The following is a 22,378-nucleotide window of genomic DNA, read 5'->3' on the forward strand; positions in this document are numbered from 1 at the left end:
TCTCCATTTGCTCACATTAGGCAGGATTCATGGTCAGTTTTGGCACACCGGAATACAAACGCATTACGCTCTCGCTAGCGCTTGGTTCCTTCTTGGTTTTTTCAAATTTATACCTACTACAGCCAATGCTGCCCACTTTTGCCCAAATTTTCACGATCTCAGAAACGCAAGTTAACTGGCTATTTGCGGCCTCAACACTCGCTCTCTCTTTTAGCCTCGTTCCAATGGCTGTGTTATCAGAGTCAGTGGGACGAAAGCCAGTCATGATGGCCGGTCTGTTTTCGATTCCTACCCTTTCCGCTTTGATGCTGTTTGGTGACTCATTTCTGTTTTTGGTGGTATGTCGAGCATTGATCGGTGTCGCGCTCGCAGCTTTTGCGGCGGTCGCCGTGGCTTACATGGCAGAAGAGCTCGACAAGCACGCTTTCTCGATGGCAATTGGAACGTACATTGCGGCTAACTCATTAGGCGGTATTGCAGGGCGTATTAGCGGCGGCTTATTGGCGGACAATTTCAGTGTTGATGTTGCCATTGAAGTTATGATGGTGTTCACTCTTCTTGGTGTCATTGGTGTTCACTATTTATTGCCAACACAGCGCAACTTCACCCCGTCATCAAGCAGTTTGCGCCATCAAAATCGTGCGCTTATTGGTCATTTTAAAAACCAACGCGTGTGGTTCGCGATGCTGATAGGAGGACTCAACTTTGCTTTGTTCGTCAACCTTTATTCCGTAATGGGTTTCCGTCTGGTGAGTGAACCTCACAATGTGCCCGTCGGGTTGGCCTCACTGATCTTTATTTGTTACTTGGGAGGGACTTTCTCCTCTCGTTGTGCAGGCCACTGGAGTAAACGTTATTCCTCAATCCTCGGTATGTTCTTGGGCGCGATAGTGAGCATGACGGGGATGTGGATTGCGGCGGTTGAAAGCTTGACTGCAATGCTATTTGGGTTGTTGCTGATAAGTTTTGGTGCCTTCTTTACTCATACCCTCGCCTACGGTTGGGTCGGTCAGAACGCCACTCGCGCCAAAGCCACCGCGACAGCGCTCTACTTAGTACACTACTACGTAGGCGGTAGCTTAGGAGGATTCTTACTTCTTTATTGTTGGCAGCATGGTGGTTGGTCGAGTGTTCTTATGGGGGGAAGCGCAGTCTACCTAGCGATGTTTGCTGCGATTGCGTATTTGAAACACATTGCCGAAAGAAAGCATACTGACCAAACACCTGACGCAGCGAGTTTAAAGAGTAGCTAAGGTACGCTCATTTGCGTAATACCTCTCTGATTACTTGGATAACCAACTCTGCTATGCTTGCGCTACTTTAATAAAAACCAGAAAGTCGTATGTCAACGCATTCAACACAAAACACAGATATCGAAGCGATCACTCAACAGGTCGATCAATGGCTCAACGATGTGGTAATCGGGCTCAACCTTTGTCCGTTTGCTGCCAAACCGCAACGTAATAAACAAATCAAAATTTTTGTTAGTGAAGCGACTCAAGAAGAAGCGCTTCTTGAAGATATTTTATTGCAGCTGATTGAGCTGAGTAACACAGAACCCGAACAGCTTGAGACAACGTTGGTTGTGGTTCCCAACATGCTACAAGATTTCTGGGACTACAACTTTTGCATAGATTGGGTTGAAGGATTAATTAAGCAGCAGAACTGGGAAGGTATTTTCCAAGTAGCGACTTTCCATCCTGATTACTGTTTTGGCGGCGCAAGGCCTGAAGACGACGAAAACCTAACCAATCGTTCTCCTTACCCGATCTTCCATTTGATTCGCGAAGAGAGTATGGAAAAGGTACTAAAACACTATCCTGACCCTGAGTCCATTCCCGATTCAAACATCGCTCGTGTTTCCGCCCTTTCAGAGGAAGAACGTAAAAAGCTGTTCCCTTACCTATTTCGTTAAGCACCACCATTCCCCAAAGGCAGATTTATCACCAGTTAGATGCAATGCCCTTGGGGTTCAAAGTGCGGTTTGATATCATTGCCGCTTCAATCGATTCAATGGAAATTAGAATGCAACTGTCAAAGCTAACCCAAGAGATTTTTGATCACTTATACCGTGATATCACCGAGTTCCGTAGTACGTTCGACTTACCAGTCGCAGACGCTGCAAGCCTTGATGCGCAAGCAGACACACTACACACCTCTTTGGCGATCGAAGAGCTAACAGAGCTAGCAGAAGCAGATTGTAAAACTGAGCAAGCAGATGCCATCGTAGACAGCGTGTATGTATTAATGGGCCGTCTCGTTCATCTTGGCCACAGCAAAGTAGAAGACAACCTGGCGATCAGCTACTTAATTGATCTTCTATTAAACGTTGCGGTAAACCGTGGTATCGAATTTATTCCTTGCTGGGATGAAGTACATTCAAGCAACATGAGCAAAGTATGCCGTAACGAGCAAGAGTACTCAGAAACAGAGGCATTCTACGCGGAACAAGGCATCAAGTTGATGGCGGTACAGAAAGGTGAATACATCATCGCAAAATGCGCCGAAGATTTCGTATCGGAAGGTAAAACCATTTGTAAAGGCAAAGTACTCAAATCAGTTTACTATCGCCCAGCAGATCTAAAACCGCTAACTCAGTAAGCGTTGAGTTTGGCTATCTCGATTAAAAAAACGACCTCAAGTAGGTCGTTTTTTATTGTCTCTTAAATACTAATCAAAGATTAAATAAGGTTGCTCATCTACGATGACCTTTTTGACTTGAGTATTGAATACTTTCCCGAGGGCTTCTTCCGTTAGCACAGTATCGGCATTTCCTGATGAGTGCAGCACACCGTTGTTAAGCAGCAATACTTTATCTGCGTGCTTTAATGTGCGGTTGAGATCGTGATTAGCAACCAATACTCCAATTCCCTGCGCCGCCATAGCGTTAATCAATTGATAGAGCAGACCCTCTTGCGCAATATCTAACGGTGCTGCTGGCTCATCCAAAATTAAAAACTGCGAAAAAGGATTAATGGTACGCCACACCTGTAAACATACACCTGCTAATCGGACACGTTGCCACTCACCGCCGGATAATGTTTGAATACTGCGATGAAGCTTATCTTGCAGCTGTACCAGCTCCACCACCATATTGACGGCATCACGCACTTTGATATCCGCAATCTCAGCGCCACTCGGTAGAGATAGAGCGAGATACTGAAAAACATCGACATTAAATGCTGGACGTGATTGCTGACACAAATAACCTCGAACATGTGCTTGCTCTGACAACGGTAAAGTAAGCAAGTTTTTGTTGCCAACATAAACTTCACCACTCATACCCTCTCGGTGGCTTAACGTGCCAGAAATCGCAGCCAATAAAGTACTCTTACCTGAACCATTAGGCCCAACGACATGTACGATTTCGCCTGCTTTGCATTCAAAAGAAAGAGGCAATAATCGACTACCAACCGACATATGTTTAACGTGCATCATGACTCTTCACCAGCATCCAGATGAAAATAGGTGCGCCAATCGATGTTGTCATGACACCTAAAGGTAACTCTGCGGCGTCCAATAACAGCCTTGCGCCAATATCAGCAAATACAAGCAACGCAGCACCAGATATTGCAGAAAGTGGCAATAAATAACGGTTTTCCGTACCAAAAGCCAAACGCAACAAGTGCGGTACCACCAAACCAACAAAACTGATGATGCCCCCCAAAGCGACTGAACCACCCACCAAAACAGAAATGGCGAGGATCAGTTTCCAACGCATTTGATGTACATCGACGCCCAATTGGGTCGCATGAATCTCACCCAGCATCAATTTATCAAGCGACTTGCCTTTACAGCACAACCAGGTAAGCACAGGTAACATCACCAAGGTAACGGTATGTTGATACCAACTCGCACCGCCAATACTGCCCATTAACCAATACATCAGTTGGCGTAAGCTGAGATCATCACTGAAGTAAAATGCCCACGTCACAATCGCGCTCGATAAAATACCCAATGCGACACCAACCAAAAGCAATCGAGCCGTCGTCAGGTGCATTGCCCTTGCTATCGCTACCAAAACAAACGTGAACACCATCGAGCCTGCAATCGCTGCCAACATAAAAACAATCGGGGTGGGAAGAACAGGTGACGCGAACATGATTAAGACCATTGCTAAGCTTGCACCTCCAGATATACCAAGCACGCCGGGTTCAGCCAAAACGTTCCCAAGCAACACTTGTAACGTCGCGCCAGATACCGCTAACGCAGCACCAATAATTGCCGCAGACACCAACCTCGGTAAACGCAAGTCCACCAGTAGCTTATGTTCAAATGCAGATAAAGATTGAAAAGGAGAAAGGAAAATTTCTCCGACCATCAAGTGGATGGCAGAGAGTACAGCGAGCACGATCGACATAACCATCAGGTTACGTTGCCAGCGTCGTTCCTTGTTCAGGATAAGTTGTTGAAAATCCATAGCGGCCGATAAAAACAAACGAGGCTTAACCTTACAGTTAAGCCTCGGTAAATTGCAATTAACTTCTCAAAGCAATGTTGGATTAATCGTAAACCAACTCACCCTCTTCAAAACGGGTTTTCACTTCACAAACCATCAGAGCTGCACGTTGACCTATTGCGACATGGCGGTTCGGGAAGACAATCGCTTCGTTTTCGTTCTTCGCCATTAATGGTTTGTCGCCATCATGACCAAACACTTCGCCGTGAACAAATGAAGTGAAGTTTTCAACATTGTCGTCGAACATAAAGTCAAAGTCTTCGTTCAGTCGAACGATTGTGCGACTTACGCGATATTTAATGCATGGTTTTGGTAGGTGTTCTGGCTTCGTTTCCGCAATCAAATTACGTAAAGACAAATCAAACGCAGTCAATTTATCGAGGTCATTTTCACCAATACGAGCCACACGACCAAGCTCCATTGTGAGAGCTTGCGCACCAAAGTTCTCGGCACTGTACCAGCTAAACGTACTCGATGGTGAGTTTGATAAGAGCACAGCTTCAATGTGTGCACTGTCCAAGAAATCGATTAATGCCTTGCTTCGCACAGGATGACGAGTCTTAGGACTTACTGCAAACGTATAGTGCTTCGAACCTCTAATCGCGCAGTGCAAATCAAGATGCCAGCGTGTTGTCGGGTCGGTATCTTGATAGAAATCGCGAACGAGCAACTTTAGTGTATCAGCGATGACAAGCTCTTTTGTCTGCTTGTGTTCTTTTTCGTCAAAAAGACGGTTGAGGTTTTCTTCAAGGAATCGCGTGTGCGCCAGAGTGGATTCTGGGTGAGCGATAATGAACAGACAACGGGTATCGACCGTCTGGAACCCAGATTCTATGTCTTGAATAATGGAATCCACCAGCTCCATCGGTGCCGTTTCATCTCCGTGAACCCCACAAGAGATGATGACGTTCTTCGTATCCTGAGTATAGTTCTCAGGGATCACTTCTAGTACACCACGCTGATAGAGTTTAAGTTTTACACCGTTAGAAAGCACCTGCTCCGCTGGTGCAACATCGATATGAACATCTAACGTGTCAGTTAAAAACGATTGGCGAAAGAGAGACTTCGTCATGCGTTACTCCTTAATAGCACGGCGGGTATGTTAATAAATTGTACAAAGGATTTTTGTTGCTGCGATCTCACTTATGAGTAGAAATCACTATTTCCCTCGAAAATCCGATACCTTTTCGCGCCAGGCACTCAAATCAAGCATTGAGGCGTTTAATTTTTAAACAATTACAAAGTGTTAGGGCTGTGAACTTTACCACAGCCCTGATTAAGATCATTATGATTTGATCAAATTTTTGTAGCTATAAAGCAGATTATGCATCAACACTGCGAAAAACTTAGCCGCGCTGTGCGAGCAAACGCTCAAACTCATCGACTTTTTCACGCACTAGCTCAACGCTCTGCTGCCAAAACGTTGGTTGAGTTAAATCCATCGATAGATGCTTTTCGACAACATCTTCCGCCATCATGCAGCCAGTATCGCGCAGCAAATTGATGTAATCGGTGTAAAACGCTTCGCCTTTGGTTTCTCGCTGTGCATAAATACCCTTGCTGAATAAGAAACCAAACAGGTATGGGTAGTTATAAAAACTCACACTATCGATAGAAAAGTGCAGCTTGCTTGCCCAGAAGTACGGATCCGGCTCGCTCATTACGTCGCCATACCATTCTTTCCAAGTTTCAGACATCAACTCACAGAATTCATCTGCGGTTAACTCTCCATCCTGGCGGCGTTCATAGAACGATTTCTCAAACTCATAGCGGACCGGAATGTTGATCATTAAAGCTAGCGCAGATGACAACTCCTCCCACAACATCTCTAGCTTTTCATCGACGCTCTCCGCTTTCGAAATCAAATGATCACGAACGATGTTTTCTGCAAAAATAGAGGCGGTTTCTGCTAACGTCATTGGGTAGTAAGTTTGGCAAAGTGGCAAATCACGAATAACCCAGTTATGGAACGCATGGCCAAGTTCATGCGCCAGAGTCATCAGGTCTGAGCGACTGCCACTCCAAGTCATAAACACAAGTGGTGTTCGCGTTGCTGGCAGTTTGGTGCAGTATGCACCAAGGCGCTTGCTGGCATTTGGCGCGGCATCAATCCATCCGTTTTGTACCATCAAACGGACAAACTCCGACATCTCAGGGTTTACTGTTTCAAATGCTTCACAAATAACATCAATCGCTTCATCAAAGTCGTAGACCTTCGCTTCACCGCTCAAAGCAGGCATAGCCGCCAGATGATTCCAAGGTTTCATCTCATCCAGACCATGTACTTTCGCCATCAATAAACCCGCTTTCTGACCAATAGCTCGACTGTCTTTGGCTACGGTCATCATCGCATTTAAAGTTTCAGCTTGGATTCGGCTACCATGCAAACTCGGCTCTAGGAAGTGAACTTCACGCTTCGTCGAACGCTTTTTGTTTTCAGTTAAACGCCATCCTGCTAACGCATTCAAAATTGCAGCGAATGATTCTTGGTGCGTTTGCATTGCATCTTGTACGCCTCGCCAAGCGGCTTCTTGACGCTCGAATTCAGAACCATAAAGAATGCTTGCCGCTTGAGAAAACCCAAGCACTTCACTCTTACCATCTGCATACTTAAGCTTCACTTTCAATGAGCCAGTCAGGTTATCGTATAGGTTACCCCAAGCCGATTTGCCATCCACACTCATCGCAGCCAGTAACTGTTCTTCTGCGTTGCTAAGACGAGTATCCGCCAACTTTCTAGAATTCAAGATAGAAAATGCTTGCCCACTGATATCAGGATTCTCATGATCTAACACGCGCAAGATAAACTCTTCGTCGGCATGCGTTAGTGTCAAATCAAAGGGACTAAACGCTTGAGAAAGCTCCGAAAAGATGCGGGTCATTTTACCAAGTAACGATTTCGCTTCGGCGTTTGTTGCATCAACAGAAGCATAACAACTCGCAAAATTTGCAACTGTGCCCGCTAAACGACTCGCGGCTTCATTGGTCAAAATCGCATTTTGCATGATCTCTACGTTGCCACAATCTGCTGATTGTTTATTCAAAAGATCAATACATTGTTCAACAAGAGCAATATCGTCTTGAATTCGTGGGTCAGAAAGGTCGTTATAAACGATGGACAAATCCCAACTCGGCGTGGTCATTTCTATATTTCCTTTTTATGTAACTGAGTCAATTTTCGCTTCCTGCACCTAGCAGATGGGCTTCCACTGACATCTTCCGTGACTATGCCCACAAGCAATATCGCTCTGGGCATTTTAATTTTTATAAGTTAACGAGTTAAAAGAGGTACGCCAATCGAACGGACCGAGGCGTAAATTTGCTCATCGATGGTCATTGTTATATGCGTGACAGACGCGTTTCCTATCGACAACGTCGAGTACCACTTTGGGTTACGCCAATCTAACTCCAATACATGAGCAAGAATCATACGAATGACGCCACCATGCGTGACGATAAGTAGATTGTCATTGATATCGTTGATGATTTGAGACCACACGCGACATATGCGCTCAGAAAATGTGCTTAAGCTCTCAGCATTCGGCAACGTGTGCTGTGCTGGCGATTGCCAAAAAGCATCTAGCTTTTTCCACTGTTCAGTAAGCATATCAAAAGGCACACCATCAAAATCACCAAATGCCATCTCTTGTAAAGATTCATCCGTCATTACTGGTAATAATTGCTGTTCAGCAATTATATTTGCCAGTTCTTGACAACGTGAAAGAGGAGAACAAATCACTCCACCCACACCTCGTCCACTCTCGATCCAAGCCCGAGCAATGCTTTCTTGGTCAGCAGGCGTAACTTTTACATCCGTTTGGCCATGAAGTCCTGGTGGAGCATCTACTTTTCCATGACGCACAAGATAGATATTGAGTGTTTTCATTTTGTTCCACCCTACTCTTTAAGAACCAACGGCAAACCAGCAGCAACAAAGGTAACACGATGGCAAACACTGGCTAGTTTTTGATTCATCCGTCCTGCATTATCCACAAAGTAACGACTAACCGCCCCCAAAGGCACAATACCCATTCCAACCTCGTTAGAGACGAATATTAACGTCGCATCTGAGCCACGTACCACCTGTATAAGCTTTTCAATTTCTGCTTCTAGCTTCTCATTGGAACATTCATCACCTAACTCAAATATCCAATTGTTGAGCCATAAGGTTAAACAATCGACCAATACAACATCGGTGTTAGCGAAATTTGTCAATAACTCAGATAAATGAAGGGGGCATTCATGCTCTTGCCACTCGCCCCCTCGTTGCTTTTGATGATGCGCTATTCGCTCTCGCATTTCTTGGTCAAATGGCAGCGCGGTTGCAACATAATGTAATGAGTGTTGAGAAGTGGTCGATAATTGCTTGGCTGTTTTTTCCGCCAAATGCGACTTCCCAGAGCGCGCGCCACCGAGTATCAATTGCTTCATGAGATGTGATAAAACCCAATCATAGTGAGATAAACAAGCAGTTCCGATAGCTGCTGCGCTGCGCCAAGACAATCCCCCGTAAATCCGCCAATTCGCTTGGTTAACCAACGTTTGAACATCAAACGAAATACCACGAGAACAAGCGATATAAAGATCGCCTGCGTGATACCAAGCACAAGCAATGTTATGCCACCAGTAAACAACAAAATGGAGACTTCTAAAGAAGACTGGCTATTTGCCAGCGGTTTACTTTTCGACGTATCACTGTCACTGACATAAGGCATGTCATAAATAAGCGTCGCGGCTAGTGCTCGGCTTGCGGTATAAGCGACGACAATGACCAACCAAAACTGCGGCAAGTTAGCCAGTTCACTCCAAAAAACATACTTAGCCAATAACGCCATAATGAGAGTGGCTGCACCATAAGTGCCAATGCGGCTGTCCTTCATAATAGAGAGGCGTCGCTCGACAGTCATGCCACCGCCAATGCCATCCGCCATATCAGTCAAGCCGTCTTCGTGAAATGCCCCTGTTAACAATAAGCTAAACACCATCGTTAATACTATGGCAACCGATTCTGGGAAAAGAATTGAGGAGAGCGAAAATACCAGAGCACAAAGTGCTCCAAGCACGAGACCAACTAACGCGAAGTAACGGCCAGCCTGATTCATGCGTTCTTCACTGTATGGCAACGCTTGGGGTACGGGTAAGCGACTAAAAAAACTGATAGCTAATAGAAACAACTCCCACTGGTATCTTAACGATGACGGCGTGACGTTCTCAGAATTATCAGGGACTGACACTATACTGTAACTCCTGCACTCTCAAAGCTCGCCATCTTGTTGTAAAACTGGGCAGCAGCTTTTAACAAGGGTAAGGCAAGAGCGGCTCCGGTTCCCTCCCCTAATCGTAAACCAAGATCGAGTAGAGGTTCTGCTTTTAGGTACTCTAATACAAACTTATGTCCATTTTCTTCGGAGCGGTGGGCAAACAACATGTATTCGCGTGCTTCTTCGTCTAGCAACGTTGCTATATACGCAGCAACCGATACGATAAACCCATCCACTAAAACTGGGGTTTTAAGCCGCTTGGCTTCTAAAAAAGCGCCTACCATTTGTACGATTTCAAAGCCTCCAACCTGTGCGAGAATCGCTTTAGTATCAAGACCTCGACATCGGTTTACTCCCTGTGCAACCAGTTTATATTTGCGGCTCAACTGCTGTTGATTGACTCCGGTGCCAACGCCAACACAATAATCAATATCTAATGAACTCAGCGCCGATAACAGTGCGGAAGCCGAACTGGTGTTACCAATGCCCATCTCACCGAACATCAATAGATTTGAGCCAGACAAAATGGTTTGCTCAGCAATCTTCGCACCATACTCTAAACCTAGCGCCACTTGTTCTGGGGACATCGCTGATTGTTTAGAGAAATTAGCCGTACCGTTACCCAACCGTTGTTCAACCAAGTTTGGATGAAACTTAAATTCTGGAACCAGCACATCAATAGGTGCCAACATGCCGCAATCTATTACTTTGAGTTGGATGCCATTGATGTCGCAAAAGCAGTTGATGGCTGCGCCGCCGGCGAGAAAGTTAGCCACCATTTGCTGAGTGACTTCGCTTGGCGCAATGCTTACGCCCTCCTCTGCAACGCCGTGATCTCCAGCAAATACCAGCATGCTCGGTTTACAGATAGCGATGGAATCAACTGGCTGAGGTTTATCCTGACTTTGAATAAGAGCTAGCTGTAGTGCCACCTTTTCCAATAAGCCTAAAGAACCGACGGGTTTGGTTTTGTTATCTATGCGCGCTTGTATCTCCGCTGCAAAAGAGTCATCCATTTTTTACGTTCCTTTGATGTTGTCTGGGTGAGAGGTGTTCTGTTGTTCAAGAGGTCTTGTTCAGCGACAGTTTTTGCGCGCCCACTATTGTATACACTTGCATCCAATTGGGGCAGCGCTAATCAAGTTTATCTCAGGATAGTCTACTGAGTTCGCAGAGCGTCTCACCTTTCGAGCATTCGATTATAAGTAACTCCTTGAAATCCGCTACAATAGCTTAGGCTATATTCCCATATAGGAGAAAGGACATGGATAACAACACCTGCGCCATCATCGCTGGGGCGACTGGCTTAGTCGGTTCAAAAGTCATTACAAACCTCATAAATCAATCAGGTGTTGGTACCTTATATTATCTTTCTCGCCGCCCACTCGATGGCGTCCTAGATGCGGACAATAAGCTTGTTCCTCTCATTGATGCCGACCTCTCTATCCACCAATGGGATGATAACCAACCAACACCGACCATCGGCTTTATTTGTTTAGGCACAACTCTTAAGCAAGCAGGCAGTAAGGATAATTTACGTAAAGTAGATGTTGATCTGGTGTGTAAAGTCGCCCAACAGATGAAAACGATCGGAGTCAAACGCCTTGCGGTTGTTTCTAGCCTTGGTGCAAATAGTAAATCACCATCCCATTACTTAGCCTGTAAAGGACAAATGGAACAAAGAATCGAAGCTATGGGTTTTGAGGAAATCGTGTTTGTTCGCCCAGGCCCGCTTGTTGGTCAACGTCAAAGCCCAAGAACGGACGAGAAGTTAGTGCAAACTCTGTTTAAGGTAATTCGCCCATTCATGCTTGGCAAACTGTCCAACTTTTTACCTATTCGAGCGGAAGATGTCGCCAAAGCGATGATTTATCAACTTTTCAGTTATCAAGAAGACTCGGTGGTTTACTTACAAAGGCAAGAAATGCGTGACTTACTGCATCACTACGAATAACCATTTTGTACATTTAACGTGCTAATTCACACTCTCACGCGACTTAGATCTCGTTTTTATATTCATTTTAGATCTAGCTAATACCCGTTTGTCATTTTTAAAGTTATATCGCGAGCGTTATCTTACGCCCCATAAACAAATCCGTATAAAACCCCGTATAAAAAACAACCGCCATTTCGGCAGGTTGATAAGGTCAGATTATGAATTTTGCAGTGATAGCCTCTCTAGCCGTCTTTGTTGGCATATTGTTCTTTCTATTTAACCAACAACAAAAGAAACACACACTCTCTCGTCTCGTTTTAATCGGTCTTGTTACTGGTTCTCTTTTTGGTCTTGCTTTGCAACTCATTCACGGTGAAGGCAACAGCGCAATTGCTCAAACACTTGAATGGGTAGGCATTGTAGGCAGTGGCTACGTTGGTCTACTGAAAATGGTCATCATGCCACTAGTATTGGTATCGATGATCTCTGCAGTTGTTAAATTGGAGAAAGGTGGATCATTAGGTAAAATTTCTGGCCTGACCATCTCTGTTCTTCTAGTAACGACTGCAATTGCTGCACTTATCGGTATCTTGGTGACAACAACCTTTGGCCTGTCAGCAGAAGGTTTAACTGAAGGCGCTCGTGAAACCGCTCGTATCGCCGTTTTAGAAAGCCGTGCTGGTACAGTAAGTGACCTGACTATTCCTCAAATGCTAGTTAGCTTCATTCCAACCAACCCATTTGCTGATCTAACAGGTGCTCGCTCGACCTCAATTATCGCTGTCGTTATCTTCGGTGTATTAACCGGTATCGCCGCTCGTAAAGTGATGATGGAAAAAGCAGAGTTAGAATCACCGATTCGTACTTTCGTAGAAGCAGCTCAGTCAATCGTTATGCGATTAGTGAAGATGATCATGGCGTTAACGCCATACGGCATCGCAGCACTGATGGCAAAAGTGGTAGCGACATCAAGCGCAGGCGACATCCTAAACCTACTTGGCTTTATTGTGGCGTCTTATGTTGCTATCGCTCTGATGTTTGTTGTTCACGGCGTATTAGTCTCTTTTGTCGGCGTTAGCCCTTCGGAATACTTTAAGAAAATCTGGCCTGTACTGACCTTCGCGTTTACATCTCGTAGCTCAGCAGCAACGATCCCACTAAACGTAGAAGCGCAAATCACGAAGCTTAACGTTCCACCAGCTATTGCAAACCTATCAGCATCGTTTGGTGCCACTATCGGCCAAAACGGATGTGCAGGTATCTATCCTGCAATGCTGGCAGTGATGGTAGCTCCGACAATGGGCATCAACCCACTGGATCTGCACTTTATCCTGTCATTGATTGCGATTATCACCATCAGCTCATTTGGTATTGCTGGTGTAGGCGGCGGTGCAACGTTTGCAGCATTGATTGTTCTTCCTGCAATGGGCTTGCCTGTCACCATCGCGGCGCTGCTTATCTCTATTGAACCATTGATCGATATGGCACGTACCGCACTGAACGTTTCAGGATCAATGACTGCGGGTACGATTGCTAGCCGAGTGCTGAAGTCACCAGAAAGTGAAGCAACATTGGAAGAAACACGAGCATAGAACTCACATTCCTTCCAAAGCGATAAAACGTAAAATATCAAGCCGATGGTTCGCCATCGGTTTTTTCATTTTCAAAAATTCAACTTGCATCTTTCGTTGCTAGTCAAAGCGTTGAATGGTCTAATACTGTCATCGGTTTTGTAAACGGTAAGCAGAATGCACCAAGATAATCAGCCCACTTTTTTCTTCTTTGATTATGAGACATGGGGAACCAACCCCGCGAAAGATCGCCCAAGCCAGTTTGCTGGTGTTCGTACAGATGAAAACTTTAATGTCATCGGCGAGCCTTTAGTCATGTACTGTCAACCACCAGCTGATTATCTTCCGTCTCCTGAAGCTGCGCTTATTACTGGTATTACTCCGCAAAAAACGGTTCAAGAAGGCCTTTCTGAGCCAGAGTTTATCGCTAAGATTCACGCTGAACTCGCGAAACCAAATACTACCAGTTTAGGCTACAACAGCATTCGCTTTGATGACGAAGTGACCCGTTATACTTGTTATCGCAACTTTATCGATCCATACGCATGGAGTTGGCAAAACGGTAACTCGCGCTGGGATTTACTCGATGTGCTACGCGCATGCCACGCCCTTCGCCCAGAAGGCGTAGAATGGCCAGAAAACGAAGATGGCTTCACTAGTTTTAAATTAGAGCACTTGTCTGTTGCTAACGGCATAGAACATAGTAACGCGCACGATGCGATGGCAGACGTGATTGCGACTATCGAAATGGCGAAAAAAGTCAAAGCAGCGCAACCAAAATTGTTTGACTACTTCTTTTCTATGCGCCAAAAGCGCAAGCTCAATGAATTAGTCGACATCGTCAACATGACGCCGTTGATGCACGTTTCAGGCATGCTAGGGCGCGAATGCCAGTACACTAGCTGGATTGTGCCTGTTGCTTGGCATCCAACCAATAACAACGCGGTTATCACTATCGATTTAGCGAAAGACCCTCAACCTATTCTTGAGCTATCCGCAGAAGAGCTACACGAAAGACTCTACACTAAGCGAGAAGATCTTGGTGAATTGCTACCAGTGCCAGTTAAACTAGTTCATTTGAACAAATGCCCTATTCTCGCCCCTGCAAAAACGTTAACGGCTGAAAATGCAGAGTCTATTGGCATTGATCGCCAGCAATGTCTCGCTAATCTCGCTTTGTTGCGCCAACATCCTGAAATTAGAGAAAAGTTGATTAGCCTCTTTTCAGTCGAGCGTAAATTCGATAAAAGTGATGACGTCGATACGCAACTTTACGACGGATTCTTCTCTCCGGCCGATCGCGCAGCCATGGATATCATTCGAGAAACCGACCCGAACAATCTTGCCGCATTGGACATTGAATTTGATGACAAGCGCATTAAACCTCTATTGTTCCGCTATCGTGCGCGTAACTTCCCAGGCACATTAGACGAGCAAGAACAGAGACGCTGGGCATTACACTGTCGAGAAGTGTTTGAAAGCCAAATTGAAGAGTACATGCTGAATTTAGAAAACTTAGTTCACGAACATGAAAGTGACGAAAAGAAGATTGCGATATTAAAATCCGTGTACCGTTATGTAGAGAGCTTAGCTTCTTAACTCCTCCTAATACAAGCGCACCTTATGGTGTGCTTGTTGTTTATATACTGTCAAAATGATTAAAGAACGATTCTTACAACTGATCCAACTGCTCATTTCAATCTTCCTCATCATGGGGGCACTTGGCATCGGAATTACCATTCAAAAGTTCACTGGCGTTTCCGTCCCAGGAAGTGTCATCGGTATGCTCGTACTGTTTTTCTCCATGACTCTTGGGCTTGTAAAGGTCGATTGGGTCAAACCTGGCGCCACGCTATTTATCCGCTACATGATTTTGTTGTTCGTTCCTATTAGCGTGGGATTAATGCAACATTTCGATATGTTACTCGCTAATGCCCTCCCTATCATTGCTAGCGCAGTTGGAGGCTCACTCATTGTACTGGTCAGCCTCGCTTGGCTGCTGGACTACTTGCTAAAGGAGAAGCACTGATATGTGGTTAGTTGTTACCATTGCGGTTTTTCTTGTCGCGCGCCAAATCGCAATCAAAGTGAATAATCCTCTAGCAAATCCTTTGCTGATCAGTATTGCAGTGCTCATTCCTTTGCTTACTTACTTAAATGTACCGTTTGAAACGTATTATGCGGATAACGAAGGGATCAGTTTTTTACTTCAACCAGCTGTAGTTGCTCTGGCTTACCCGTTATATGAACAACTACCACAAATTAAAGCAAACTGGCGAATCATCACTTTTGCTTGCACGGTAGGCAGTGTGATGTCTATGATGACAACCACCTTGATCGCAGTCGCTTTCAAAGCGGATATCAGTTTAATCGCAAGTCTAGTGGGTAAATCCGTCACTACGCCAATAGCAATGGAAATTTCGAGTCACCTCGGTGGTGAAGCTGCCGTTGCGGCGATCTTGGTTCTGATTGTTGGTTTATTGGGCGCGATTTTGGCATACCCAATTTACAACTTAATTGGAATTAAACACCCGATTGCACGTGGCCTAACAATGGGTACCGTGTCTCATGCCTTAGGCACCGCGACATGTGCAGAGAAACAGCCCATTGATGCCGCGTTCTCATCACTCGCATTGGTTTTATGCGGCATCATCACTTCTATTTTGGCTCCAAGCTTTTTTGCTTTGGCTGTCTGGCTATATCAATAGTTAAGCGCTCTCGGTCTGCCCTCCTTCCGGCAGGCCGTGGCCTTCCCGTTTCTTCCTTATCCCTTCCAAAATTTTGTATTACCTCATCTAACAACCCGTTCTAGTAAGATCGTTAAGGTACTCTGACGAGATACACACTAATAACTTCAACATTCAGTGCAATATTACTGACTCAACGTTGCTTAGATATCTAGGAATAACGTTGTGTGGACATGTAGGCATCGTAATTAACATATCCCAGCGTCTTGGTCATATGAATATATACTGATATGGTTAATTGTGAGACGGAGATAACGCTTCACGTCAGTGCAATCGAATACATGTGTGAGCTCACTCTAATTATGTAACAGAATTATCAATTGCATTATTTATCGTGATCTAACGCACGGAACATTTCTATCCTTCACATAGAATAACTGTCCATGCAATAACAAGGATTCAACATGAAAAGTCGCATTGAACAGGCGCTAGCAGGCGCTCCAGAAGCACTTTCCAAACAACTTGCTCCTATCATCCAAGCTGATGATTTTGATGCTACGCTTTCAGTTCAACAGTTTGAGCAGTTGCTTTCAGCTACCGGTCTATCAGATAAAGAGCTTCGTGTTGCTCTACTTCCTTTTGCCGCAGCATATTCCTATGCTCCTCTTTCTGAATTTTATGTCGGTGCTATCGTTCGTGGTCTCTCAGGTCGCCTTTACTTCGGTGCCAACATGGAATTCTTTGGTGTTCAGTTAGGTCAAACAGTTCACGCTGAGCAGTCTGCAATTAGCCACGCTTGGATGAAAGGTGAACGTGGTATTAAAGATATCACTATTAACTTCAGCCCATGTGGTCACTGCCGTCAGTTCATGAACGAGTTATCTACCGCAAACGAGCTTAAAATTCAGCTCCCAGAACGCGAAGAAAAGTCGCTGCATGAATACCTACCTGAAGCCTTTGGACCAAACGATCTCGGTATCGAATCCGGCTTAATGGCAGAAGTAAAGCATCAGTTCTCATGCGATGATGAAGACACTCTAATTCAAAGCGCTGTTGAAGCGATGAACATGAGCCACTCACCATATACCAACAACTTGAGTGGCTTAGCATTAGAAATGGCTAGCGGCCGTGTATTCCAAGGTGCTTATGCGGAAAATGCGGCGTTTAACCCTAGCTTGCCGCCATTACAAGTTGCGCTGATCCAAGTACTACTTGCGGGTGAAACTTTTGACAATATCAAAGCCGCTGCTCTGGTAGAAAACTCAGAAGGCAAGATCAGTCATTTGGCTGATACGCAATCAACGTTAGAAGCGTTGAATCCAGATATTCCACTTAGTTTTGTCAACGTATAAGCGACAATTTCAGTATAAAAAGCTCTACGGCATGTAGAGCTTTTTTATTGCCTAAAAACCAAAAGCAAACGTTTGCTTTGTCATGAAACTTCAGTATGATCTCCTGCAATTTCTGTCTCACCACTCTATTTTGTAAGGGAACACTATGTTTGGCACTGCAACCAGCGCAAATGCTACCCGTGTATTACTTTTAGGCTCTGGCGAACTCGGTAAAGAAGTCGCAATTGAATGTCAGAGACTTGGTTTAGAAGTGATTGCTTGTGATCGCTATGCTAATGCTCCAGCGATGCAAGTTGCTCACCGTAGTTACGTCATCGATATGTTAGATGGAAGCGCCTTAGAAGAAGTTATTACAAAGGAACAACCTACTTACGTCGTACCTGAAATCGAAGCTATCGCAACCGACAAACTGGTAGAGCTTGAAGAAAAAGGGCTGAATGTTGTTCCAACCGCTAAGGCAACCAAGCTAACAATGAATCGTGAAGGTATCCGACGTTTGGCTGCAGAAGAACTAGAACTGACGACATCACCTTATCGTTTTGCAGATACTTTTGAAGACTTCAAAGCCGCGGTTGAGCATGTAGGCATCCCGTGCGTAGTAAAGCCAGTTATGAGTTCTTCAGGTAAAGGGCAAAGTGTCATCAAGACCGAAGACGACGTAGCAAAAGCATGGGATTACGCACAGGAAGGCGGACGTACGGGGGCAGGTCGCGTGATCGTGGAAGGTTTTATCGACTTCGATTACGAAATCACTTTATTGACCGTCAGAGCCGTTGACGGTGTTCACTTCTGTGCTCCAATTGGCCATCGTCAGGAAGATGGCGACTACCGCGAATCATGGCAACCACAAGCCATGTCAGAAAACGCAGTAAAAGCAGCAGAATACACGGCAGAGAAAGTAGTCAACGCACTCGGTGGCTACGGCATTTTTGGTGTAGAGTTATTTGTTAAAGGCGATAAGGTCATTTTCAATGAGGTCTCTCCTCGCCCACACGATACAGGCATGGTCACTATGATTTCTCAGGAAATGTCAGAGTTTGCTCTCCACGTACGTGCATTTACCGGAATGCCGATTAATAATATCGTACAATATGGTCCATCTGCGTCGGCCGTTATTCTTGGTCAAGGGACTTCTACAAACATTCGCTTTGACAACCTAACCAAAGCCTTAGCTCAACCTCAAACGCAAGTTCGTCTATTCGGCAAGCCAGAAATCGATGGTCGCCGTCGTTTAGGTGTTGTCCTTACGCGACGAAAAACCACCGAAGAAGCCGTTCAAGATGCTGTTGAAAGTGCATCAAAAGTGAATATCACTTATTAAATACGAACCACTTATACAAAAATAGCGCAGCTCAAATTGCTGCGCTATTTCGTTTTACAAACCAAAAAAACCTATTCACTCTCGATTAGGTACACTTCTTCAGAGAAGCGACTTAAGCCTTTTTTCGCAATTTTAGGATGGTTTTCATCAGCTTCATCTACGTTCAAACAGGTAACTTTGTAACCTGAAAATAACTGCTCAATCTCTTCGACTGGCACGCTAAATGGAGGCCCTGCCATCTCTTCTTGAGGATAGTTGAGTGTAACAAGCAAAATACGACCGCCTGGATTCAAAAGTTGCTTGAGACGCTCTACATACTCCTCTCGCATATCTTTCGGTAAAGCAACCAACGCGGCGCGATCATAAATGATATCGGCTTGAGATACTGGTGCAGTGAAAAAGTCCCCAGTATAAATAGAGAGCTCATCAAATTGATAAAGCTCGTGCATACCATTAACAGGCGTCACGGTTGGCGTATAAAAATGTTCAGCAAAAAAGGCACGAACAGCGATATGGCTCAGCTCAACACCTTCAACTGAATCATGCTTCATCGCCAACCAAATCAAGTCTTCTGACTTTCCACACAAAGGCACTAACACTTTGTCTTCACGCTTTGGGTTTGTGTGTTGCCAATATGCAGGTAATAGCGGGTTTACATCTTCCAAGTGAAATCCGATTTGATTACTGGCCCATTTATTATGCCAAAACTCTTGGTCTCTCATTTTACTTTCTACTTGTCGGCTGATTTTCATTTTGAGAAGTAAGACTAACGATTTTTTTCAATTTGTCTATGCCGTTCATCTTTGGTTAATACAGCGGTGATAGGATGTAAACGTTCTTATAGGAACCACGCCTTTGTCTGATAAACAGAATAAAGAAAAGAGAAATGGTGATCTAACGCACGATTCCACTTCAAGACAAAACTGAAACCTTGGAATCTTTCGTAATGACCCCATTAATAAGTTAGTACCTGATTTGCCGAACTTAGCGACCTTTATGTTCCCTATTTTCTAAGTACAAGCAAGTTAAGGAGAGTGAATGAGCTTATTTCTTCGTACTACAGCATTGATGCTTTTGGTACTTAGCCGTGCACCGGCATTTGCCGCACTTCCAATTACCCCAGCGCCGAGTGGCGATCAAAATCGTTCAACAAGCCAAAACGAAGTTTGTTCGAAACTCTTTAAACATAGCCTTAGCGGCTTGTATGGTATTCAGTCAATCGACGCAACTCCAACTCAGCCATACACTGACTTCGACATTCTTTACAGCAAAGCTCACCAAGCACAATTTGAGCTTGAAACTATCTGTAAAAGTACCGCACTTCTTAATGATGCTCAGCCATACTTCGCAGGCGTAAAGTCCAAACAACGAGCAGAAGAAAAAATAGCTTTGGAGTTAGATGGAAAAGTCGAACGCATTACTGACCTAGCCCGTGCCACGATTGTTGCTGAAGACGTCGCGAGCTTAGTCTCCATTTATGAAACCTTAGAGCGTGAAACAACAATTGTTAAAGTAAAAAATCGCTTCAAAAAACCTGGTCCTTCAGGCTATAGAGACTTGAACTTACTCGTTCGTTTACCAAAGACAAATCTGGTTGCCGAAGTTCAACTGCACTTAAAAGCCATCGCAGATGTGAAAAGCGGTCCTGAACACGACCTATACGAAAAAATCCAGAAACTAGAACGCCAAGCGATGATGGAGAAACGCGAACTAAGCGAACTAGAACTCGCTTCTATTCGCAACATGCGTGCACAGTCTAAAAACTTGTACCAACAAGCATGGCAACCATACTTAACAACGCACCTAGAAGCAGCGTAATCCATATCATTAAGATATACTCAAAAACAGAAAAACCACCGCATTGCGGTGGTTTTCGTTTATATGCGACACAAGTTTTACGCAAAAAAAAGACCACGCCTTAGCGTGATCCATTTATTCGGCTTACTGTACTTTCTTCAGGTTTTCTACACGAGCTTTTAACTTCTGACCCGGGCGAAAAGTCACTACACGTCGAGCAGTAATTGGAATATCTTCACCGGTTTTCGGGTTACGACCAGGTCGTTCATTCTTGTCACGAAGATCAAAGTTACCAAAACCTGACAGTTTTACCTGTTCGCCACTTTCCAGTGCCTTACGAATCTCTTCAAAGAACACTTCCACCGTTTCCTTGGCGTCCCGCTTACTAAATCCTAATTTATCAAACAGGTTTTCTGCCAGTTCGGCTTTTGTGAGCGCCATAAAACTTTCCTCAAAGCTATGTTAAACAATGCTACGTTAGTGTAGCGCCAGAGCAGTTTTACCCTACCAATTCAACAACATATCGGGGTTACATCAGGAAGTGTATGACAAGCTTATGATTTTCGCCAACTTTTTTCTTGGCGAACAAAAGGAATAGCACTATGTAAATTATTGTTAAACGCCAACATTTTGATATTTTTGTTTTTGTTTTCTCTTTAATAGGAAAAACATCCAGCTGATAAAACTAAAAGTAGTTTAAATATCAACATTAATCACTATTTAATAAAAATATCAGAGATTGGTTATTTAACAGACACTTGACATAGAACTTGTCGTAAATTCAGTGATTTGTATGTAACTCGATACGTAACAATTGAACTAAATGGTATGACCACCTGGCTTTGCAACTGTGCTTAGAAAGCTTGATTAAACCCACGCTTCTCACTGTTCAGCGATGACGCAATATATAAAGGTTGATAATGTGGTTCTTCGTGTATCTCCACATTAGCTCCTTACACTTCATCTAGGCGACCATGATTAATCAAATCATAAATATTCTTTTCCCTGTTTTTGCTCTTGTCGGCGTCGGCTATTTGGTAGGTCGTTACATCAAGCCTGACTTTCGTCCAATCAACCGCATTAACATTGAGGTTTTCACACCTGCGCTGGTGTTTTCTTCGCTCGTTAGCATGCCGTTAGACTCGAATCAGGGACCACTCCTTTTTGCAGCAATTGTCGCGGTTTTGGTTCCCGCAATACTCATGATCCCTGTATGTCGATTGACGTCACTGTCGTTTAAAACCTGGGCACCACCACATATGTTTCGCAATAGCGGAAACCTTGCTATTCCTTTGTTTACCTATACGTTTGGAGAAATTGCGCTATCCTCAGCAGTACTGCTATTTGTCGTATCAGCATGCTTGCACATTAGTTTAGGTGTAATGCTACTTAGTCATGGCAACCCTTTTAAGCAAATAGTCAAGATGCCAATCTTTTTAGCTGCGTCGTTGGCTCTGTTTCTCAACGTGTCAAATGTGGGGGCATGGGCACCTTTATACGAAACGACTGCTCTACTTGGGCAAGCGGCAGTACCCGTGATGCTTTTATCCCTGGGGGCGCAAATGTGTCATTTAAGAGTGGACGGTTTAAAGGTTGGTGTATTGTGTACCGTGCAGTCGCTTGCAACTGGGGCGGTTGCATTTGCACTTATTTATTGGTTAATTCCCCTTCCAACGATGCAATTGCAAATGATGGTACTCTTCACAATGCTGCCACCAGCCGTCATGAATTACCTATTTGCGGAAAGGCTGAATATAGAGCCCATGAAAGTGGCGTCAATGGTACTATTTGGCAACTTTTTCAGTATTCTTACGCTCCCACTTCTGCTTAGCTATACCCTCTCACTCGCCGCCTAGCCGCCAATAAGCTAGCGTTAGCGTCTGTTGGCTGAAAAACGATATATGCCAAGTCTCGATTAAGCGTTACCTCGAGTTTGGTCCAGACTTTTGAGGTTGTGGGAGGTGACGTAAACGGCCTAGTACGTGAATCACAAT

Annotated in this window: 22 protein-coding genes; 12 read left to right on the forward strand and 10 right to left on the reverse strand. The window is 44.5% G+C overall.

The window, feature by feature from the left end; all coding sequences use genetic code 11:
- Positions 1–29 precede the first annotated feature (29 nt).
- From VEA_RS10705 to VEA_RS10715, 3 genes are all read left to right on the forward strand, one after another.
- On the forward strand, positions 30–1,253 hold the full coding sequence (locus tag VEA_RS10705; protein WP_006741641.1) for an MFS transporter: 1,224 nt from the start codon (positions 30–32) through the stop codon (positions 1,251–1,253).
- Between the two features lie 89 nt (positions 1,254–1,342).
- Entirely contained in the window at positions 1,343–1,915 is a 573-nt protein-coding gene (locus VEA_RS10710; protein ID WP_012841901.1) for a DUF1415 domain-containing protein, read from the forward strand.
- A gap of 110 nt (positions 1,916–2,025) precedes the next feature.
- Positions 2,026–2,601, forward strand: coding sequence for a nucleoside triphosphate pyrophosphohydrolase family protein (locus VEA_RS10715; RefSeq protein WP_012841902.1), 576 nt, complete (start codon positions 2,026–2,028; stop codon positions 2,599–2,601).
- Between the two features lie 69 nt (positions 2,602–2,670).
- Here the strand turns inward: VEA_RS10715 and btuD are convergent, their stop codons facing one another.
- The 8 genes from btuD to cobT form a co-directional block, all read right to left on the reverse strand.
- On the reverse strand, positions 2,671–3,438 hold the full coding sequence (gene btuD, locus VEA_RS10720; protein WP_006741643.1) for a vitamin B12 ABC transporter ATP-binding protein BtuD: 768 nt from the start codon (positions 3,436–3,438) through the stop codon (positions 2,671–2,673).
- Positions 3,425–4,420, reverse strand: a complete 996-nt coding sequence (gene btuC / locus VEA_RS10725; protein ID WP_006741644.1) for a vitamin B12 ABC transporter permease BtuC — start codon at positions 4,418–4,420, stop codon at positions 3,425–3,427. Before btuC ends, btuD begins: the two co-directional genes overlap by 14 nt.
- 82 nt (positions 4,421–4,502) lie before the next feature.
- Complete coding sequence (locus VEA_RS10730) at positions 4,503–5,531, reverse strand: succinylglutamate desuccinylase (RefSeq protein WP_006741645.1); 1,029 nt, start codon at positions 5,529–5,531, stop codon at positions 4,503–4,505.
- A 274-nt stretch (positions 5,532–5,805) separates the two neighbouring features.
- The gene (locus VEA_RS10735; RefSeq protein ID WP_006741646.1) at positions 5,806–7,602 is read right to left on the reverse strand and encodes a M3 family oligoendopeptidase; all 1,797 of its coding nucleotides are present in this window, start codon (positions 7,600–7,602) and stop codon (positions 5,806–5,808) included.
- Positions 7,603–7,730: 128 nt separating this feature from the next.
- Positions 7,731–8,345 carry an alpha-ribazole phosphatase family protein gene (gene cobC / locus VEA_RS10740; RefSeq protein WP_012841905.1) on the reverse strand — a complete coding sequence of 205 codons (615 nt, stop codon included), beginning with the start codon at positions 8,343–8,345 and terminating at the stop codon, positions 7,731–7,733.
- 11 nt (positions 8,346–8,356) lie between these two features.
- On the reverse strand, positions 8,357–8,890 hold the full coding sequence (gene cobU / locus VEA_RS10745) for a bifunctional adenosylcobinamide kinase/adenosylcobinamide-phosphate guanylyltransferase (protein ID WP_005397778.1): 534 nt from the start codon (positions 8,888–8,890) through the stop codon (positions 8,357–8,359).
- On the reverse strand, positions 8,887–9,693 hold the full coding sequence (locus VEA_RS10750; protein ID WP_006741648.1) for an adenosylcobinamide-GDP ribazoletransferase: 807 nt from the start codon (positions 9,691–9,693) through the stop codon (positions 8,887–8,889). The genes cobU and VEA_RS10750 overlap by 4 nt, the downstream gene beginning before the upstream one ends.
- A complete protein-coding gene (cobT, locus tag VEA_RS10755; RefSeq protein ID WP_006741649.1) occupies positions 9,693–10,736 on the reverse strand; it encodes a nicotinate-nucleotide--dimethylbenzimidazole phosphoribosyltransferase in 1,044 nt (347 codons plus the stop codon). Before cobT ends, VEA_RS10750 begins: the two co-directional genes overlap by 1 nt.
- A gap of 248 nt (positions 10,737–10,984) precedes the next feature.
- Between cobT and VEA_RS10760 the strand changes: the two genes are divergently transcribed.
- The 7 genes from VEA_RS10760 (at position 10,985) to purT (ending at position 18,587) form a co-directional block, all read left to right on the forward strand.
- Entirely contained in the window at positions 10,985–11,674 is a 690-nt protein-coding gene (locus tag VEA_RS10760) for an NAD(P)H-binding protein (protein ID WP_006741650.1), read from the forward strand.
- Positions 11,675–11,874: 200 nt separating this feature from the next.
- The gene (locus VEA_RS10765; protein ID WP_006741651.1) at positions 11,875–13,248 is read left to right on the forward strand and encodes an L-cystine transporter; all 1,374 of its coding nucleotides are present in this window, start codon (positions 11,875–11,877) and stop codon (positions 13,246–13,248) included.
- A 156-nt stretch (positions 13,249–13,404) separates the two neighbouring features.
- The gene (gene sbcB, locus VEA_RS10770) at positions 13,405–14,826 is read left to right on the forward strand and encodes an exodeoxyribonuclease I (protein WP_006741652.1); all 1,422 of its coding nucleotides are present in this window, start codon (positions 13,405–13,407) and stop codon (positions 14,824–14,826) included.
- Positions 14,827–14,881: 55 nt separating this feature from the next.
- On the forward strand, positions 14,882–15,256 hold the full coding sequence (locus VEA_RS10775) for a CidA/LrgA family protein (RefSeq protein ID WP_005397786.1): 375 nt from the start codon (positions 14,882–14,884) through the stop codon (positions 15,254–15,256).
- Position 15,257: 1 nt separating this feature from the next.
- Entirely contained in the window at positions 15,258–15,935 is a 678-nt protein-coding gene (locus tag VEA_RS10780; protein WP_005377888.1) for an LrgB family protein, read from the forward strand.
- 443 nt (positions 15,936–16,378) lie between these two features.
- Positions 16,379–17,266 (forward strand): cytidine deaminase, encoded by an 888-nt coding sequence (gene cdd, locus VEA_RS10785; RefSeq protein WP_005397788.1) that lies wholly within the window; start codon positions 16,379–16,381, stop codon positions 17,264–17,266.
- Between the two features lie 145 nt (positions 17,267–17,411).
- On the forward strand, positions 17,412–18,587 hold the full coding sequence (gene purT, locus VEA_RS10790; RefSeq protein WP_006741653.1) for a formate-dependent phosphoribosylglycinamide formyltransferase: 1,176 nt from the start codon (positions 17,412–17,414) through the stop codon (positions 18,585–18,587).
- A 71-nt stretch (positions 18,588–18,658) separates the two neighbouring features.
- Here purT and VEA_RS10795 read toward each other — a convergent pair whose 3' ends face one another.
- Positions 18,659–19,309, reverse strand: a complete 651-nt coding sequence (locus VEA_RS10795) for a thiopurine S-methyltransferase (protein ID WP_041853041.1) — start codon at positions 19,307–19,309, stop codon at positions 18,659–18,661.
- 316 nt (positions 19,310–19,625) lie between these two features.
- Between VEA_RS10795 and VEA_RS10800 the strand changes: the two genes are divergently transcribed.
- The gene (locus VEA_RS10800; protein ID WP_006741655.1) at positions 19,626–20,405 is read left to right on the forward strand and encodes a RelA/SpoT domain-containing protein; all 780 of its coding nucleotides are present in this window, start codon (positions 19,626–19,628) and stop codon (positions 20,403–20,405) included.
- A 123-nt stretch (positions 20,406–20,528) separates the two neighbouring features.
- Here VEA_RS10800 and ihfA read toward each other — a convergent pair whose 3' ends face one another.
- Complete coding sequence (ihfA, locus tag VEA_RS10805) at positions 20,529–20,825, reverse strand: integration host factor subunit alpha (protein ID WP_005377899.1); 297 nt, start codon at positions 20,823–20,825, stop codon at positions 20,529–20,531.
- 533 nt (positions 20,826–21,358) lie between these two features.
- Here ihfA and VEA_RS10810 point away from each other — a divergent pair.
- A complete protein-coding gene (locus tag VEA_RS10810) occupies positions 21,359–22,240 on the forward strand; it encodes an AEC family transporter (protein ID WP_006741656.1) in 882 nt (293 codons plus the stop codon).
- Positions 22,241–22,378: the final 138 nt, after the last annotated feature.

The sequence above is a fragment of the Vibrio antiquarius genome (assembly GCF_000024825.1).
In the GTDB taxonomy this organism is placed as follows: domain Bacteria; phylum Pseudomonadota; class Gammaproteobacteria; order Enterobacterales; family Vibrionaceae; genus Vibrio; species Vibrio diabolicus.